The organism is Streptomyces sp. NPDC028928 (genome assembly GCF_055564915.1).
Genome location: NZ_JBVHVI010000014.1, coordinates 235,154 through 250,242, shown reverse-complemented (window position 1 = coordinate 250,242; position 15,089 = coordinate 235,154). Strand labels below are relative to the sequence as shown.

Annotated in this window: 17 protein-coding genes; 13 read left to right on the top strand and 4 right to left on the bottom strand. The window is 71.7% G+C overall.

The genetic code is table 11. From position 1 onward, the window contains the following. Positions 1–123: 123 nt before the first annotated feature. From ald to ACZ4U1_RS31345, 8 genes are all read left to right on the top strand, one after another. Positions 124–1,239, top strand: coding sequence for an alanine dehydrogenase (ald, locus tag ACZ4U1_RS31380; protein ID WP_467907559.1), 1,116 nt, complete (start codon positions 124–126; stop codon positions 1,237–1,239). Between the two features lie 414 nt (positions 1,240–1,653). Further along, positions 1,654–2,787, top strand: a complete 1,134-nt coding sequence (locus tag ACZ4U1_RS31375; RefSeq protein ID WP_078611716.1) for a ParA family protein — start codon at positions 1,654–1,656, stop codon at positions 2,785–2,787. Next, a complete protein-coding gene (locus ACZ4U1_RS31370; RefSeq protein ID WP_467907537.1) occupies positions 2,772–3,329 on the top strand; it encodes a hypothetical protein in 558 nt (185 codons plus the stop codon). The genes ACZ4U1_RS31375 and ACZ4U1_RS31370 overlap by 16 nt, the downstream gene beginning before the upstream one ends. 18 nt (positions 3,330–3,347) lie before the next feature. Continuing rightward, complete coding sequence (locus tag ACZ4U1_RS31365) at positions 3,348–4,346, top strand: segregation and condensation protein A (RefSeq protein ID WP_467907536.1); 999 nt, start codon at positions 3,348–3,350, stop codon at positions 4,344–4,346. Next, positions 4,343–4,960, top strand: coding sequence for an SMC-Scp complex subunit ScpB (gene scpB, locus ACZ4U1_RS31360; protein WP_467907535.1), 618 nt, complete (start codon positions 4,343–4,345; stop codon positions 4,958–4,960). The genes ACZ4U1_RS31365 and scpB overlap by 4 nt, the downstream gene beginning before the upstream one ends. 13 nt (positions 4,961–4,973) lie before the next feature. Beyond that, positions 4,974–6,035, top strand: a complete 1,062-nt coding sequence (locus ACZ4U1_RS31355) for a pseudouridine synthase (protein WP_467907534.1) — start codon at positions 4,974–4,976, stop codon at positions 6,033–6,035. Between the two features lie 64 nt (positions 6,036–6,099). After that, positions 6,100–7,107, top strand: coding sequence for an ADP-ribosylglycohydrolase family protein (locus ACZ4U1_RS31350; protein ID WP_467907533.1), 1,008 nt, complete (start codon positions 6,100–6,102; stop codon positions 7,105–7,107). Positions 7,108–7,110: 3 nt separating this feature from the next. Then, a complete protein-coding gene (locus ACZ4U1_RS31345) occupies positions 7,111–7,860 on the top strand; it encodes a nucleotidyltransferase domain-containing protein (protein ID WP_467907532.1) in 750 nt (249 codons plus the stop codon). On the opposite strand, the gene ACZ4U1_RS31340 is transcribed toward ACZ4U1_RS31345, so the two are convergent. Together ACZ4U1_RS31340 and ACZ4U1_RS31335 are read right to left on the bottom strand one after the other, a co-directional pair. After that, positions 7,786–8,529: a nucleotidyltransferase domain-containing protein gene (locus ACZ4U1_RS31340; protein ID WP_467907531.1), complete on the bottom strand. Its 744-nt coding sequence runs from the start codon at positions 8,527–8,529 to the stop codon at positions 7,786–7,788. The genes ACZ4U1_RS31345 and ACZ4U1_RS31340 overlap by 75 nt on opposite strands. A gap of 22 nt (positions 8,530–8,551) precedes the next feature. Next, a complete protein-coding gene (locus ACZ4U1_RS31335) occupies positions 8,552–9,019 on the bottom strand; it encodes a Rieske (2Fe-2S) protein (protein WP_467907530.1) in 468 nt (155 codons plus the stop codon). A gap of 147 nt (positions 9,020–9,166) precedes the next feature. Here ACZ4U1_RS31335 and aroH point away from each other — a divergent pair, with 147 nt between their 5' ends. From aroH to der, 5 genes are all read left to right on the top strand, one after another. Continuing rightward, a complete protein-coding gene (gene aroH / locus ACZ4U1_RS31330) occupies positions 9,167–9,529 on the top strand; it encodes a chorismate mutase (RefSeq protein WP_467907529.1) in 363 nt (120 codons plus the stop codon). Next, on the top strand, positions 9,526–10,611 hold the full coding sequence (locus tag ACZ4U1_RS31325; protein WP_467907528.1) for a prephenate dehydrogenase: 1,086 nt from the start codon (positions 9,526–9,528) through the stop codon (positions 10,609–10,611). Before aroH ends, ACZ4U1_RS31325 begins: the two co-directional genes overlap by 4 nt. Before the next feature lie 99 nt (positions 10,612–10,710). Next, complete coding sequence (cmk, locus tag ACZ4U1_RS31320; protein WP_189299956.1) at positions 10,711–11,406, top strand: (d)CMP kinase; 696 nt, start codon at positions 10,711–10,713, stop codon at positions 11,404–11,406. Then, positions 11,403–12,056, top strand: a complete 654-nt coding sequence (locus ACZ4U1_RS31315; RefSeq protein ID WP_467907527.1) for a lysophospholipid acyltransferase family protein — start codon at positions 11,403–11,405, stop codon at positions 12,054–12,056. Before cmk ends, ACZ4U1_RS31315 begins: the two co-directional genes overlap by 4 nt. Before the next feature lie 74 nt (positions 12,057–12,130). Further along, the gene (gene der, locus ACZ4U1_RS31310) at positions 12,131–13,624 is read left to right on the top strand and encodes a ribosome biogenesis GTPase Der (RefSeq protein WP_467907526.1); all 1,494 of its coding nucleotides are present in this window, start codon (positions 12,131–12,133) and stop codon (positions 13,622–13,624) included. 58 nt (positions 13,625–13,682) lie between these two features. Here the strand turns inward: der and ACZ4U1_RS31305 are convergent, their stop codons facing one another. After that, the gene (locus tag ACZ4U1_RS31305) at positions 13,683–14,042 is read right to left on the bottom strand and encodes a hypothetical protein (RefSeq protein ID WP_467907525.1); all 360 of its coding nucleotides are present in this window, start codon (positions 14,040–14,042) and stop codon (positions 13,683–13,685) included. A 55-nt stretch (positions 14,043–14,097) separates the two neighbouring features. Next, on the bottom strand, positions 14,098–14,889 hold the full coding sequence (locus tag ACZ4U1_RS31300; protein ID WP_467907524.1) for a hypothetical protein: 792 nt from the start codon (positions 14,887–14,889) through the stop codon (positions 14,098–14,100). Between the last annotated feature and the right edge of the window lie 200 nt (positions 14,890–15,089).

The window sequence follows — 15,089 nt, the reverse complement described above, 5'->3', positions numbered from 1 at the left end:
GAACACCTTCATTAGACTGGCTCTGCCGCACGTTCTCCTGCGGTGTCTCCCGGTATGCCCCCGCATGTCTGGGTACGTCTTTATTGCACCCCCATACCCTCTGAGCCAAGGACCGTGATCGACGTGAAGGTCGGCATCCCCCGCGAGGTCAAGAACAACGAGTTCCGGGTGGCCATCACCCCCGCCGGTGTGCACGAGCTGGTGCGCAACGGCCACCAGGTCGTCATCGAGCGGGGTGCCGGCCTCGGCTCCTCGATCACGGACGAGGAGTACGTCTCCGCCGGTGCCGCCATCCTGGACACCGCGGACGAGGTCTGGGCCACCGCCGATCTGCTGCTGAAGGTCAAGGAGCCGATCGCGGAGGAGTACCACCGCCTCCGCAAGGACCAGACCCTCTTCACCTACCTGCACCTGGCCGCCTCCAAGGAGTGCACGGACGCGCTGCTGGAGTCCGGCACCACGGCCATCGCCTACGAGACCGTCGAGCTGCCGAACCGCGCCCTGCCGCTGCTCGCCCCGATGTCCGAGGTCGCGGGCCGGCTGGCCCCGCAGGTCGGCGCCTACCACCTGATGCGCGCGGCCGGCGGCCGTGGCGTCCTGCCGGGCGGCGTCCCGGGCGTGACCCCGGCCAAGTGCGTCGTCATCGGCGGCGGTGTCTCCGGCTGGAACGCCACCCAGATCGCCGTCGGCATGGGCTTCGACGTGACCCTGCTCGACCGCGACATCAACAAGCTGCGCGAGGCCGACCGGATCTTCGGTACGAAGGTCAAGGCGATCATGTCCAACTCCTTCGAGCTGGAGAAGGCCGTCCTCGACGCCGACCTCGTCATCGGCGCGGTCCTCATCCCGGGCGCCAAGGCCCCGAAGCTGGTCACCAATGAGCTGGTGTCCCGCATGAAGCCGGGAAGTGTTCTTGTCGACATCGCGATCGACCAGGGCGGCTGCTTCGAGGACTCCCGCCCCACCACGCACGCCGAGCCGACCTTCCAGGTCCACAACTCGGTCTTCTACTGCGTCGCCAACATGCCGGGCGCGGTGCCCAACACCTCCACCAACGCCCTCACCAACGCCACGCTGCCGTACATCGTCTCGCTGGCCAACAACGGCTGGGTGGAGGCGCTGCGCCGCGACGCCGCGCTCGCCAAGGGTCTCAACACCCATGACGGCAAGGTCGTTTACAAGGAGGTCGCCCAGGCGCACGGCCTGGACCACGTCGAGCTGGAGTCCCTGCTCGGCTGACCCCTGTGACCTGGTGAGTCGTTAAGTCGCCCACAGGTAAAAGGCGATTCGTCAACACGTCTCGTCAACCCCGCGCACCCGGCCGGACCTTGCCCGACAAGGTCCGGCCGGATGTGTGTATGGTCACTTTGCGACTCTCGGTCAACTCGCCTCGAACGTAACCCTTCGACCGATTCGCACACCGGTGAAACCTGCTGTGCGACGGCCGTACGCCCTTGACAGCGAGATGTTTCATTGCCGACACATCCTGCCGGGTCCGGCGGATTGTGTTGCTGCGGACCGCCGACACGCCATAGAGTCGCCAACCGTCGGCATGGTGCCACGCTGACCTTGTCTAGAAGTTTCCTGGTCACCAAGGAGGTAAGACGACTTGTGAATGAGTCGACATTTTCTCCCGGGGGTGGTCAACCAGGAATGCCTGCACGGGGCCAGGGCCCCGCGGGATTCGAGGCTGTCGGCTCCGTAGCTGTGCGCACCTTCGCAGCCCACCAGAGTTCCGGTCCGCAGGCGGCCGGGACAGCACACCAGAGCATGGATGGCCATCACGTGAACGCCATGGCCGGCGACGGAAGTGGCGCGCCCCACAACCAATTCGCCGACTACGACGAACTGCCCGAGGGGCACTTCTACGACCCCGACGCCGAGTACGAGCCCGATCCCGAGTACGCGGCCACGCTCGCGCCCGACGCGGCCCGCCAGCGCCGTGAGCGCATCGGCCCGACCGGACGCCCGCTGCCGTACTTCCCGATCCCGGGCCCGCTGACCGACCACGGCCCCGCGACGATCATCGCGATGTGCAACCAGAAGGGCGGCGTCGGCAAGACGACGTCGACCATCAACCTGGGTGCCGCGCTCGCGGAGTACGGCCGGCGCGTGCTGCTCGTGGACTTCGACCCGCAGGGCGCGCTGTCGGTCGGTCTCGGCGTCAACCCGATGGAGCTGGACCTCACCGTCTACAACCTGCTCATGGAGCGGGGCATGTCCGCGGACGAGGTCCTGCTGAAGACGGCGGTCCCCAACATGGACCTGCTGCCCTCCAACATCGACCTGTCGGCCGCCGAGGTCCAGCTGGTCTCCGAGGTCGCGCGCGAGTCGACGCTCCAGCGGGCGCTGAAGCCCCTGCTGCCCGACTACGACTACATCGTGATCGACTGTCAGCCCTCGCTCGGTCTGCTCACCGTCAACGCCCTGACGGCCGCTCACAAGGTGATCGTGCCGCTGGAGTGCGAGTTCTTCGCCCTGCGCGGCGTGGCCCTGCTGACCGAGACCATCGAGAAGGTCCAGGAGCGGCTCAACCCCGAGCTGGAGCTGGACGGCATCCTCGCCACGATGTACGACTCGCGCACGGTCCACAGCCGCGAGGTGCTGGCCCGCGTGGTCGAGGCGTTCGACGACCACGTCTACCACACGGTCATCGGCCGCACGGTCCGCTTCCCGGAGACCACGGTCGCCGGTGAGCCGATCACCACGTACGCCTCCAACTCCGTCGGTGCCGCCGCCTACCGCCAGCTCGCCAGGGAGGTGCTCGCCCGGTGTCACGCCGAGTGAGTCTGCCCGGGGCCGACGAACTGTTCCGCACGACCGGGGGGATGGCGCTCCAGCCGTCCACGCCCCGCCGCGCGGCCAACGGCGAGGCCCGGGTGCCGGCTCCCGCGGGAGAGAGCGACGAGGTGGCCGCGGCCGAGGACGCACCGCAGTCGGTGCCCGTCCAGAGCGGTGACGGAGAGGGCGCGGAGCATGCGGCGGCGGAGGCCGAGCCGGCCGAGGCCGGCGAGTCCCGCACCCGGCCGGCCCGGCGTCAGGCGGCGCAGGAAGGTTCTGCCGCGGCCGCTGCCGCGCAACCGCGCAAGCGCGGTCGGGCGGCGACCCGGCGGCCCAGCGGGCGCGAGCGGCACGACGAGAAGATCACCGTCTACGTCTCGGCCGAGGAGCTGATGGACCTGGAGCACGCGCGTCTGGTGCTCCGCGGCGAGCACGGGCTCGCGGTGGACCGCGGGCGGATCGTCCGCGAGGCGGTGGCCGTGGTCCTGGCCGACCTGGAGTCCCGCGGGGACGCGAGCATCCTCGTACGACGGCTGCGCGGGCGGTAACGGTAGCCTGCGGGGGCTATGACCTCGAACGGAGCCCCTGTCCCCGGCGCATCCGCCGGTCGTCGGCGTGCGCTGGGGCGAGGGCCGGGGGCCGCGCCGGACGAGCCGGTCGCCGTACCCGCCGAGGCGCCCGAACCGGAGCGGCCCGGACCCGAGCCGCAGGCTCCCGGACGTGAGCCGGGATCCGCACCGCCGCAGGAATCCTCCGACGGTGTCTTCAAGGTCCGCCTCTCGAACTTCGAGGGCCCCTTCGACCTGCTCCTCCAGCTGATCTCCAAGCACAAGCTGGACGTCACCGAGGTCGCCCTGTCGAAGGTCACCGACGAGTTCATGGCGCACATCCGGGCCATGGGACCCGACTGGGACCTGGACCAGACGACCGAGTTCCTCGTCGTCGCGGCCACCCTGCTGGACCTCAAGGCCGCCCGGCTGCTGCCCGCCGCCGAGGTGGAGGACGAGGCCGACCTCGCGCTGCTGGAGGCCCGGGACCTGCTGTTCGCGCGGCTGCTCCAGTACCGCGCGTACAAACAGATCGCCGACATCTTCAACCAGCGGCTCGACGAGGAGGCCCGGCGGTATCCCCGTACCGTCGGCCTCGAACCCGAGCACGCCGAGCTGCTGCCCGAGGTCGTCATCAGCATCGGCCCCGAGGGGTTCGCGAAACTCGCGGTCAAGGCGATGCAGCCCAGGCCCAAGCCGCAGGTCTACGTCGACCACATCCACGCCCCGCTGGTCAGCGTGCAGGAGCAGGCCGGCATCGTGGTGGCGCGGCTGCGGGAGCTGGGCGAGGTCAGTTTCCGGGCGCTGGTGGAGGACACCGACGACACCCTCACCGTCGTGGCGAGGTTCCTGGCGCTGCTGGAGCTGTACCGGGAGAAGGCCGTCGCCCTCGACCAGGAGACCGCCCTCGGCGAGCTGCTGGTGCGCTGGACCGGCGGGGACGGGGACGAGACGCCGAGGGTCACGGACGAGTTCGACCGGCCGCCACAGGCGCCCGAGGAGGAGAAGAAGGCATGAGCGAGCCCGCCGACCTCGACCTCAAGCCCGCCCTGGAGGCGATGCTCATGGTCGTGGACGAGCCCGCGACCGAGGAGCACCTGGCGAAGATCCTGGAGCGGCCCACGCGGCAGATCGCGGACGCGCTGCGCGAGCTGGCCGACGAGTACACCGTGCAGGGCCGCGGCTTCGAGCTGCGGTTCGTCGCCGGCGGCTGGCGCTTCTACACCCGCGCCGCCTACGCGCCGGCCGTCGAGCGGCTGGTCCTGGACGGCCAGACCGCCCGGCTCACCCAGGCCGCGCTGGAGACCCTCGCGGTCGTCGCCTACCGCCAGCCGGTCAGCCGCAGCCGCGTCTCCGCCGTGCGCGGGGTGAACTGCGACGGTGTGATGCGCACCCTCCTGCAACGCGGTCTGGTCGAGGAGGCGGGCGCGGAACCCGAAACAGGTGCGATCCTGTACAGGACGACGAACTACTTCCTGGAGCGGATGGGCCTGCGCGGCCTGGACGAGCTTCCGGAGCTCGCGCCCTTCCTCCCCGAGGCGGAGGCGATCGAGGCCGAGACCCAGGAGGGGGTCCCGTCGTTCGACCCGGACGCGCCCGACGCGCCCGGCGGTCAGGACGCAGACGACTAAGACGGAAACCTTGATGCGAAGCAGCGGCAGCGGCAAGAGCGGCGGGCGCGGTAACTACCGCGGTGCCGGCAACGACAGGGACCAGAAGCAGGGGCAGGGTCGTCCCCGCAAGCCCCGCCCCGAGGAGCGCCGCTACGACGTGGGCCCCGGGGCCACCAAGGACGGCCCCAAGGCCGGACGTGGCGGGGCGGCCCGCGGCGGTGCCAAGGGCGGCCCGAAGCGGCCCCAGCAGGGCGGCCGTACGGCCCCGGCGCGCTCGCGCGAGTACGAGACGCGGGTCGAGGAGCGCAACCGGGAGCGGTACGCGGGCAAGAAGGACATCAAGCTGCCCAAGACCTTCCCCGGCGCCGAGCAGGAGGGCGAGCGGCTGCAGAAGGTCCTCGCGCGCGCCGGCTACGGCTCCCGGCGGGCCTGCGAGGAGCTGATCGACCAGGCCCGGGTCGAGGTGAACGGCGAGATCGTCACCGAGCAGGGCAAGCGGGTCGACCCGGAGAAGGACGAGGTCAAGGTCGACGGTCTGACGGTCGCGACCCAGTCGTACCAGTTCTTCTCGCTGAACAAGCCCGCGGGCGTGGTGTCCACCATGGAGGACCCGGAGGGCCGGCAGTGCCTCGGTGACTACGTCACCAACCGCGAGACCCGGCTCTTCCACGTCGGCCGGCTCGACACCGAGACCGAGGGCGTCATCCTGCTCACCAACCACGGCGAGCTGGCGCACCGCCTCACCCACCCGAAGTACGGCGTGAAGAAGACCTATCTCGCCGCGATCGTCGGACCGATCCCGCGTGACCTGGGCAAGCGCCTGAAGGACGGCATCCAGCTGGAGGACGGCTACGCGCGCGCGGACCACTTCCGGGTGGTCGAGCAGACCGGCAAGAACTACCTGGTCGAGGTGACCCTGCACGAGGGCCGCAAGCACATCGTGCGCCGGATGCTGGCGGAGGCGGGCTTCCCCGTCGAGAAGCTGGTGCGCACCTCCTTCGGCCCGATCACCCTGGGCGACCAGAAGTCGGGCTGGCTGCGCCGCCTGTCGAACACCGAGGTCGGCATGCTGATGAAGGAAGTCGACCTCTAAAGCGCCTTGCGGTGATCACCATCCCCCTTTATTGTCACGATGACGATAAAGGGGGATGGTGCATATGCCCAAGCAGCCGGCGACCGGAGCGCTTCTCGGCCTCGCCCTCGGGGACGCCCTCGGCTACCCGACCGAGTTCAAGACCGTGCCGTTGATCGAGTCGGTGTTCGGGCCCTGGCGGAAGCTGGAGCTGTCGGAGCGCGCGCTCGTCTCCGACGACACCCAGATGACCCTCGCCCTCGGGCGAGCCCTGCGCACGGCCATGGAACGCGGACACCTCGCCCCCGAGCGGCTGGAGCGGCCCCTGCGCGAGGAGTTCGTGGACTGGTACCAGTCGCCGGAGAACAACCGCGCCCCCGGCAACACCTGTCTGCGGGCCTGCGAGCTGCTGAAGGCGGAGGGCCGCGCCTGGCAGGACGCCAGCCAGCTCGGCTCCAAGGGCTGCGGCGCCAACATGAGGGTCGCCCCGATCGGCCTCGCCCCCGGTCTGAGCGACGAACAGCGCGCCGGCGCCGCCCAGTTGCAGGCCGCGCTCACCCACGGCCACCCCACCGCGCTGGCCGCCTCCGACCTCACCGCCCACGCCGTCCACCTGCTCGCCCGGGGCACCGACCCGGCCGGACTGGTCGGACGCCTGCGCTCGTACGCCCTGCGGAACCGCACCCGCTACGACCACACCTGGCTCGGCGACCTGTGGACCCGGTCCCAGGACCCCGGCCCCGAGCACTTCATCGCGCGCGGCTGGGACGAGTGCCTGGAGATCCTCGGCCGGCTCCAGGAGGCCGTACGGACCGTGTCCCCGGAGACCGACCCCTGCCTGGCCACCGGCGAGGGCTGGATCGCCGAGGAGGCACTCGCCACCGGGCTGCTGTGCTTCCTGCTCTTCCCCGACGAACCCCTCACCGCGCTGCGCCGGGCCGCCTGCACCGCCGGCGACTCCGACTCCATCGCCTGCCTCACCGGCGCCTTCGCGGGCGCCTGGCTGGGCGCCGACGCCTGGCCCGCCGACTGGGCCGGCCGGATCGAGTACCGAGGCGACCTGTTGGCCCTCGGAGCGCTCTGGGACGCTTAGTCCATGATCGACGACCTCGACATCGACCTGGCCCCGGTGGTCGCGGAACAGCCCGACCCGCTGCTGTTCGCCACCGTCTCGGGAGCCCACCTGTACGGCTTCCCCTCGCAGGACTCCGACGTGGACCTGCGGGGCGTCCATCTGCTCCCCGCCGCCGACCTCGTCGGACTGCGCGAGCCCGAGGAGACCCGCTCGCGGGCCTGGGTCCGGTACGGCGTCGAGCTGGACCTCGTCACCCACGACCTGCGCAAATTCGTACGGCTGATGCTCCGCCGCAACGGCTATGTGCTGGAGCAGTTGCTCTCGCCCCTGGTCGTGCACACCACCGACGCCCACCGGGAGCTGGCCGCCCTGGCCCCCGGCGTCCTCACCAGCCACCACGCCCACCACTACCGCGGGTTCGCGGTGACCCAGTGGCGGCTGTTCGAGAAGACCGGCGAACTCAAGCCGCTGCTCTACACCTTCCGGGTCCTGCTCACCGGCATCCACCTCATGCGCAGCGGCGAGGTCCAGGCCCACCTGCCCACCCTCCTGGACGAGGTCGGCGGGCCCGGCTACCTGCCCGAGCTGATAGCCGCCAAGCGGGAGCGGGAACACGGCACGGCCGACGTCGACCGCGAGCGCGTCGAGGCCGACGTGGAGCGGCTGCACGACGTGCTCGACGAGGCGCAGGCCGGCTCAGCCCTGCCCGACGCGGCCGGCGCCCACGACGCCCTGCACGACCTGGTGGTCCGGCTCCGGCTGGAGGGCTGAGGCCCGGCGCACCCGGTACAGGAAGCCGGCCACGCGCGCGTGGTCCGGCTCCGGCGGCAGCGGGCTGCCCGGCAGGGCCTCCTCGGCCTCGGCCGCCAGCCGGACCATCCACGCCTCGACCTCGGCCCACGGCAGCTCGCCGCGCTTGACCGCCAGCAGGGGCTCGCGCTGCTCACCGACGTCGATCACCAGCTCGCCGGTGCGCAGCAGGTCCCGGGCGCTCATCAGCAGGCGCAGCAGATGCATCGCGTGCTTCCAGCGCGGGGCGCCCGTGGCGCGGACGTCGGCGTCGAGCTTCTTGCGCTGGCCGAGGGCGTAGCGCGTGAAGGTGTCGTAGGCCTGCCGGGACAGGAAAGCGCCGCGCAGGGACAGCAGCTCACGGCCGGTGTCGTCCATGTGCTCCACCAGCGGGGAGTGGAGGCACTCCAGGATGTTCGGGTTGCCGCGCAGCGCCAGCTCGCAGAAGCGTTCCAGCTCCCAGGAGAACTGCTCTTCGCCCGGTCCCTCGGCATGCGTCGGCGGCTTCTCGAACCGCCAGAACAACGGGGTCGGGGCGAGGAACACCCCGCGCCGGTCGGTGTCGCTGGCGTCCGTCGCCAGACCGAAGGCGCGGGAGCCCATGACACAGGCGTAGACCGTGTGGTCGCGTACGAGGTCGTGCGGCTGCATCCCCGGAGCGTACGCGGCCGCCTCAGTCCACGTGGATCGAGTTTCCGTCCACCGTGACCGACCGCTTCTCCAGCGGCCTGGTCGCGGGGCCGTGGGCCACCGAACCGTCGGCGATCCGGAACCTGCTGCCGTGGCAGGGGCAGTCGATGGTGCCGTCCGCCACCTCGCTCACCGTGCAGCCCTGGTGGGTGCAGACCGCCGAGAAGGCCTTGAAGTCACCCTTCTTCGGCTGGGTGACCACCACCTTCTCCTTCGTGAACACCTTGCCGCCGCCCTGAGGGATGTCGCTGGTCCGCGCCAGCGCCTTCGCGGCGGGGGACGCCTCCCTCGCGGCGGGGGACGCCTCTTCGGCGGCGGGGGGCACCGACGACGCCGACCTCGACGCCGTCGCGGCCGCACCGCCGTCCTCGCCGCCGCACCCCACGCATCCCAGGGCGAGCGCACCGGCGCCCGTGGCGAGGACTGTTCGCCGTGTCGCTGGCTGGGGCATGTCAGACCTCCGTACAGAAGTGCATATCGGTGGATACCGGAACTTCCGCATCGTCTCAGCGAGCGAGCGGCGCACGCCCGTCCCGCGCGGGCTGACTAGGCTGGACGGACCAACAACGGAACACGCACGTCAGCGAGGAGCAGCGCCGTGGCGGTACGAGCGGTCCGGGGGGCCGTCCAACTGGAGCGGGACGAGGCCGGACACATGGAGGAGCAGGTGGGAGCCCTGCTCACCGCCGTCCTGGAGCGGAACGGACTGACCGCCGACGACCTGATCAGCATCTGGTTCACGGCCACCCCCGACCTGCACAGCGACTTCCCGGCCGTCGCCGCCCGCAAGCTCGGCATCGTGGACGTCCCCCTCATCTGCGCCCAGGAACTGGACATCGAGGGCGCCATGCCCCGGGTGGTGCGGATCCTCGCGCACATCGAGTCGGACAAGCCCCGCGCCGCCATCAACCACGTCTACCTCGGCGCCGCCGCGGCCCTGCGCAAGGACATCGCCCAGTGAGAACCGCACTCGTCATCGGAACCGGCCTCATCGGCACCTCCGCCGCCCTGGCCCTCGCCCAGCGCGGCGTCACCGTCCACCTCGCCGACCACGACCCCGAGCAGGCCCGCACGGCCGCCGCGCTCGGCGCCGGCACCGACGAGGCCCCGGAGGGCCCGGTCGACCTGGCGATCGTGGCCGCCCCGCCCGCCCATGTGGCCCGGCTGCTCGCCGACGCGATGCGCCGGGGCGTGGCCCGCGGCTACCTGGACGTCGCCAGCGTCAAGGGCGGCCCCCGCCGCGAGCTGGAGGCGCTCGGCCTGGACCTCACCGCGTACATCGGCAGCCACCCCATGTCCGGCCGGGAGAAGTCCGGCCCGCTGGCCGCCACCGGCGACCTCTTCGAGGGCCGCCCCTGGGTGCTCACCCCGACCCGGGACACCGACACCGAGGTGCTCAACCTCGCCCTGGAGCTGGTCTCGCACTGCCGGGCCGTCCCGGTCGTCATGGACGCCGACGCCCACGACCGCGCCGTGGCCCTCGTCTCCCACATGCCCCACCTGGTGTCCAGCATGGTCGCCGCGCGCCTGGAGCACGCCGAGGAGGCCGCCGTACGGCTGTGCGGGCAGGGCATCCGGGACGTGACCCGGATCGCCGCCTCCGACCCGCGCATGTGGATCGACATCCTGTCCGCGAACCCCGGCCCGGTCGCCGACCTGCTCTCCGACGTCGCCGCCGACCTGGAGGAGACGGTCCGCGCGCTGCGCGCCCTGCAGTCCTCCGACGAGGAGAAGCGGACCGAGGGCACCGCCGGCATCGAGGACGTGCTGCGCCGCGGCAACGCCGGCCAGGTGCGGGTACCCGGCAAGCACGGCAGCGCCCCGCGCGTGTACGAGACCGTCGTCGTCCTCATCGACGACCAGCCCGGGCAGCTGGCGCGCATCTTCGCGGACGCGGGCCGGGCCGGGGTCAACATCGAGGACGTCCGGATCGAGCACGCGACCGGACAGCAGGCCGGTCTGGTGCAGCTCATGGTCGAACCGAAGGCCGCCGCGGCCCTGAAGGAGGCGCTGCGCGAGCGGGGCTGGGCACTGCGCCAGTAACACCCGGTGAGGGCGGCTCCCGCGAGCCAGTAACCTTGTCCGGGGCGCCCTCGCGCCCCGGACCCCGCCCACCACCCTTCACCAGGAAGGTGCCCTCCCGTGGAAAACGGCGCCGCCCCGACCGCCAAGCCCGTGATCGTCGCGATCGACGGTCCCTCCGGCACGGGCAAGTCGAGCACGTCGAAGGCCGTGGCCGCGCAGCTCGGCCTGAGCTACCTGGACACCGGTGCCCAGTACCGGGCCATCACCTGGTGGATGGTGACCAACGGCATCGACCTGGAGGACCCGACCGCCATCGCCGCCGTCGCGGGCAAGCCGGAGATCGTCTCCGGCACGGACCCGGCCGCCCCGACCATCACGGTCGACGGCGTCGACGTCGCCGCCCCGATCCGCACCCAGGAGGTCACCTCCAAGGTCAGCGCGGTCAGCGCGGTGCCCGAGGTGCGCGCCCGGATCACCGAGCTGCAGCGCTCGCTGGCCGCCGCCGCGGAGCACGGCATCGTGGTCGAGGGCCGGGACATCGGTACGACCGTCCTGCCGGACGCCGACCTGAAGATCTTCCTCACCGCTTCCCCGGAGGCCCGTGCGGCCCGCCGCAGCGGTGAGCTGAAGGGCGCCGACGTCCACGCCACCCGCGAGGCCCTGATCAAGCGGGACGCGGCCGACTCCAGCCGCAAGACCTCGCCGCTCGCCAAGGCGGACGACGCGGTCGAGGTGGACACCACCGAGCTCACCCTCGCCCAGGTCATCGAGTGCGTCGTCACCCTGGTCGAGGAGAAGCGGGCCGGGAAGTGAGCCGTACGCCGGTCGCGTCCGAGCGGGGCGCCGAGGTCGGGCGGCGCATCGGCGTCGGCCTGATGTACGGCCTGTGGCGGCCGCGCGTGCTCGGCGCCTGGAAGGTGCCGGCCACCGGCCCCGTGATCCTCGCCGTGAACCACTCCCACAACATCGACGGCCCGATGGTCATGGGCGTGGCACCCAGGCCGACGCACTTCCTGATCAAGAAGGAAGCCTTCATCGGCCCGCTGGACCCCTTCCTGACCGGCATCGGCCAGCTGAAGGTGGACCGCGCCGCCGCCGACCGCACCGCGATCGGCCAGGCTCTCGACGTGCTGGCGGCCGGGGGAGTGCTGGGCATCTTCCCGGAGGGCACCCGGGGCGAGGGCGACTTCGCCTCGCTGCGCGCCGGGCTCGCCTACTTCGCGGTCCGCAGCGGGGCGCCGATCGTCCCCGTGGCCGTCCTGGGAAGCGCCGAGCGGCCCGGACGGTTGATAAAGGCGCTGCCCCCGCTGCGCTCCCGCGTCGACGTCGTCTTCGGCGACCCGTTCGAGGCGGGCGACGGCAGCGGGCGGCGTACGCGCAGGGCGCTGGACGAGGCGACCGAGCGCATCCAGAAGCAGCTCACCAGCCACCTGGAAAACGCCAGGCGCCTGACCGGGCGCTAGGCGACACTTGAGTAGTGGATCAGCCGCTGTACGGCGGTCCACCGATCACCACGAACGAACGAGGTACGGACTTCATGAACGACGACATCCAGCCCGACGGCTCGGACGTGTACGACAACGCGCACGAGTACGAGCACGGGGCTCTCGGCGACGCCGAGTACGCGGAGTTCATGGAGCTCGCGGCGGAAGAGGGCTTCGACATCGAGGACGTCGAGGGCGCCATCGAGGCGGCGGGCCACGGTCCGCTGCCCGTGCTCGCCGTCGTCGGCCGCCCCAATGTCGGCAAGTCGACCCTGGTGAACCGGATGATCGGCCGCCGTGAGGCGGTCGTGGAGGACCGGCCGGGCGTCACCCGCGACCGCGTCACCTACGAGGCCGAGTGGGCCGGCCGCCGCTTCAAGGTCGTCGACACCGGCGGCTGGGAGCAGGACGTCCTCGGTATCGACGCCTCCGTGGCCGCGCAGGCCGAGTACGCGATCGAGGCCGCCGACGCGGTCGTCTTCGTCGTCGACGCCAAGGTCGGCGCGACCGACACCGACGAGGCGGTCGTCCGGCTGCTGCGCAAGGCCGGCAAGCCGGTCGTGCTCTGCGCCAACAAGGTCGACGGCCCGAGCGGCGAGGCCGACGCGGCCTACCTGTGGAACCTGGGCCTCGGCGAGCCCCACCCGGTCTCGGCCCTGCACGGCCGCGGCACCGGCGACATGCTCGACGCCGTCCTGGAGGTCCTGCCGAGCGCCCCGGAGCAGTCCTTCGGCACCGCGATCGGCGGCCCCCGCCGCATCGCCCTCATCGGCCGCCCGAACGTCGGCAAGTCCTCGCTGCTGAACAAGGTGGCCGGCGAGGAGCGCGTCGTCGTCAACGAGCTGGCGGGCACCACCCGCGACCCGGTGGACGAGATCATCGAACTCGGCGGCAAGACCTGGAAGTTCGTGGACACCGCCGGCATCCGCAAGCGGGTCCACCTCCAGCAGGGCGCCGACTACTACGCCTCGCTGCGCACCGCCGCCGCGGTGGAGAAGGCCGAGGTCGCGGTCGTCCTGATCGACGCCTCCGAGTCCATCTCCGTGCAGGACCAGCGGATCATCAGCATGGCGGTCGAGGCGGGCCGCGCGATGGTCATCGCCTTCAACAAGTGGGACACCCTCGACGAGGAGCGCCGCTACTACCTGGAGCGGGAGATCGAGACCGAGCTGGGCCAGGTCGCCTGGGCGCCCCGGGTCAACGTCTCGGCGCGTACCGGCCGGCACATGGAGAAGCTGGTCCCGGCGATCGAGACGGCGCTGGCGGGCTGGGAGACGCGCGTCCCCACCGGCCGCCTGAACGCCTTCCTCGGCGAGCTGGTCTCGGCCCACCCGCACCCGATCCGGGGCGGCAAGCAGCCACGCATCCTGTTCGGCACCCAGGCCGGCACCAAGCCCCCGCGGTTCGTGCTCTTCGCCTCCGGCTTCATCGAGGCCGGCTACCGGCGCTTCATCGAGCGCCGGCTGCGTGAGGAGTTCGGCTTCGAGGGCACCCCGATCCATATCTCGGTGCGGGTGCGCGAGAAGCGCGGCGCGAAGAAGAAGTGACGGCGGTACGACGCGTCAGGGCGGCCCTGGTTCTCCAGGGCCGCCCTTGCCGTCCGTGTCACGCGCCCCGGCGCTGTCCCGGGGGCAGGGCGGCCGCGATGGTGCCGACGCGCTGCCACTGCGACTGCTGCCGGGCGCTGTAGGCCCCCGCGCTGTAGGCGCTGTACGAGCTGCTGAACGACCCCGGCCGGTGGCCGCCGTACGTGCCCGCGCCGTCCGGGAGGTCCCCGAAGGCGCTGAACCTCAGCTCCTCCTCGCCGCTGCGGTCACCCGGCAGCGTGCGGAAGGTCTTGACCCACTCCGCGTAGAGCGAGTCGTAGATCGGCGTGGCCGACGGCCCGCCGGAGGGCTCGTGCGCCGTCCGGGCGGACGGCACGGACGAGAAGGACCGGCGGGGAGAAGTGTCGTATGCGTGCACGTATGTCCAAACGACCGGGCCTTCAAAGAGATGCGGTCGGCGGACTCACCGGGGCTCAGGTGCCCGCGAGGGGCAGCGCGGCGGCGACCAGCTTGCCGCCCGCCGCGGCCTTGTCCAGCGCCTCCCGCAGCAGGTCCTCCCGCGGCTGACGCCCGATGGACCCCACCGGCGCCGCGAACAGCAGCACCTGCTGGTGCTTGTTCGCCGCGGCCCGCCAGCTGTCCGTCACCTGCAGCGGCTGGTGCGCCTGCCACCAGGCGACCGGCTGCCCCCCGGCGGCGGAAGGCTGCAGCACCGCGTGCAGCTGGCCCATGGCCAGCAGGACGGACCAGCCGTGCAGCACCGGCGGGACGGACGCCAGCTCGGTCACCGGCATGAAGCCCTGCTCGATGAGGAGCGGCAGGAAGTCGTCGCCGGACCCGGTGGTGCCCGGACGGACGATCGGCGAGGTCGGCTCGACGACGAGCGCGGGGTGCAACTCGCCGTCGAGCAGGACGAGTCCGCTGGTCACGCCGAGCACCGCCTGCTCGGGCACGGCCTTCTGCGGCTCGCCCCGGGTCGGGTCGCCGCCGACGGCGCCGATGGACCGGACGGCGCCCTGCAACTGCTCCTCCGTCACCTGGACGACCTGCGAGGGCAGACAGCTGGCGTGGGCGAAGGCGAGGACGGCGGTCTCGTCGCCGACGAACAGAACGGTGCTGGTGCGCTCCTGCTCGGAGTCGCCCGGGGTGCGACAGGACGTGCAGTCGTAACTGCCCGGGGCGTTCTCTCCGGCGAGCAGCCGGTCGGCTTCTTCGTCGCCGATCTCGGCGCGTACGTCGTCGCTGACGTCGAGCATGCGCGGCACGGGTGGCTCCCTCGGGATGCGGTGCTGGGGTCGGCCGGGTGGCTCCCGGCCGATGAGCCCCGGGGTTCCGGGCTCATGAAGAAGACAACGGGCGTCCTGTGGTGGGAGTCACGCCCCGACGCGGACCGGTTCGGACCGGCCACCGCACGCGGTCACCTTGGGTGCGGAATCGGCCACTCACCGTCAATTACGCGCGCGGT

Excerpts from the sequence above, each read along its gene's own strand:
- ACZ4U1_RS31375 (WP_078611716.1), top strand. The coding sequence starts at position 1,654 with ATGCCTGCACGGGGCCAGGGCCCCGCGGGATTCGAGGCTGTCGGCTCC.
- ACZ4U1_RS31365 (WP_467907536.1), top strand. The coding sequence starts at position 3,348 with ATGACCTCGAACGGAGCCCCTGTCCCCGGCGCATCCGCCGGTCGTCGG.
- scpB (WP_467907535.1), top strand. The coding sequence starts at position 4,343 with ATGAGCGAGCCCGCCGACCTCGACCTCAAGCCCGCCCTGGAGGCGATG.
- ACZ4U1_RS31355 (WP_467907534.1), top strand. The coding sequence starts at position 4,974 with ATGCGAAGCAGCGGCAGCGGCAAGAGCGGCGGGCGCGGTAACTACCGC.
- ACZ4U1_RS31350 (WP_467907533.1), top strand. The coding sequence starts at position 6,100 with ATGCCCAAGCAGCCGGCGACCGGAGCGCTTCTCGGCCTCGCCCTCGGG.
- ACZ4U1_RS31345 (WP_467907532.1), top strand. The coding sequence starts at position 7,111 with ATGATCGACGACCTCGACATCGACCTGGCCCCGGTGGTCGCGGAACAG.
- ACZ4U1_RS31340 (WP_467907531.1), bottom strand. The coding sequence starts at position 8,529 with ATGCAGCCGCACGACCTCGTACGCGACCACACGGTCTACGCCTGTGTC.
- ACZ4U1_RS31335 (WP_467907530.1), bottom strand. The coding sequence starts at position 9,019 with ATGCCCCAGCCAGCGACACGGCGAACAGTCCTCGCCACGGGCGCCGGT.
- der (WP_467907526.1), top strand. The coding sequence starts at position 12,131 with ATGAACGACGACATCCAGCCCGACGGCTCGGACGTGTACGACAACGCG.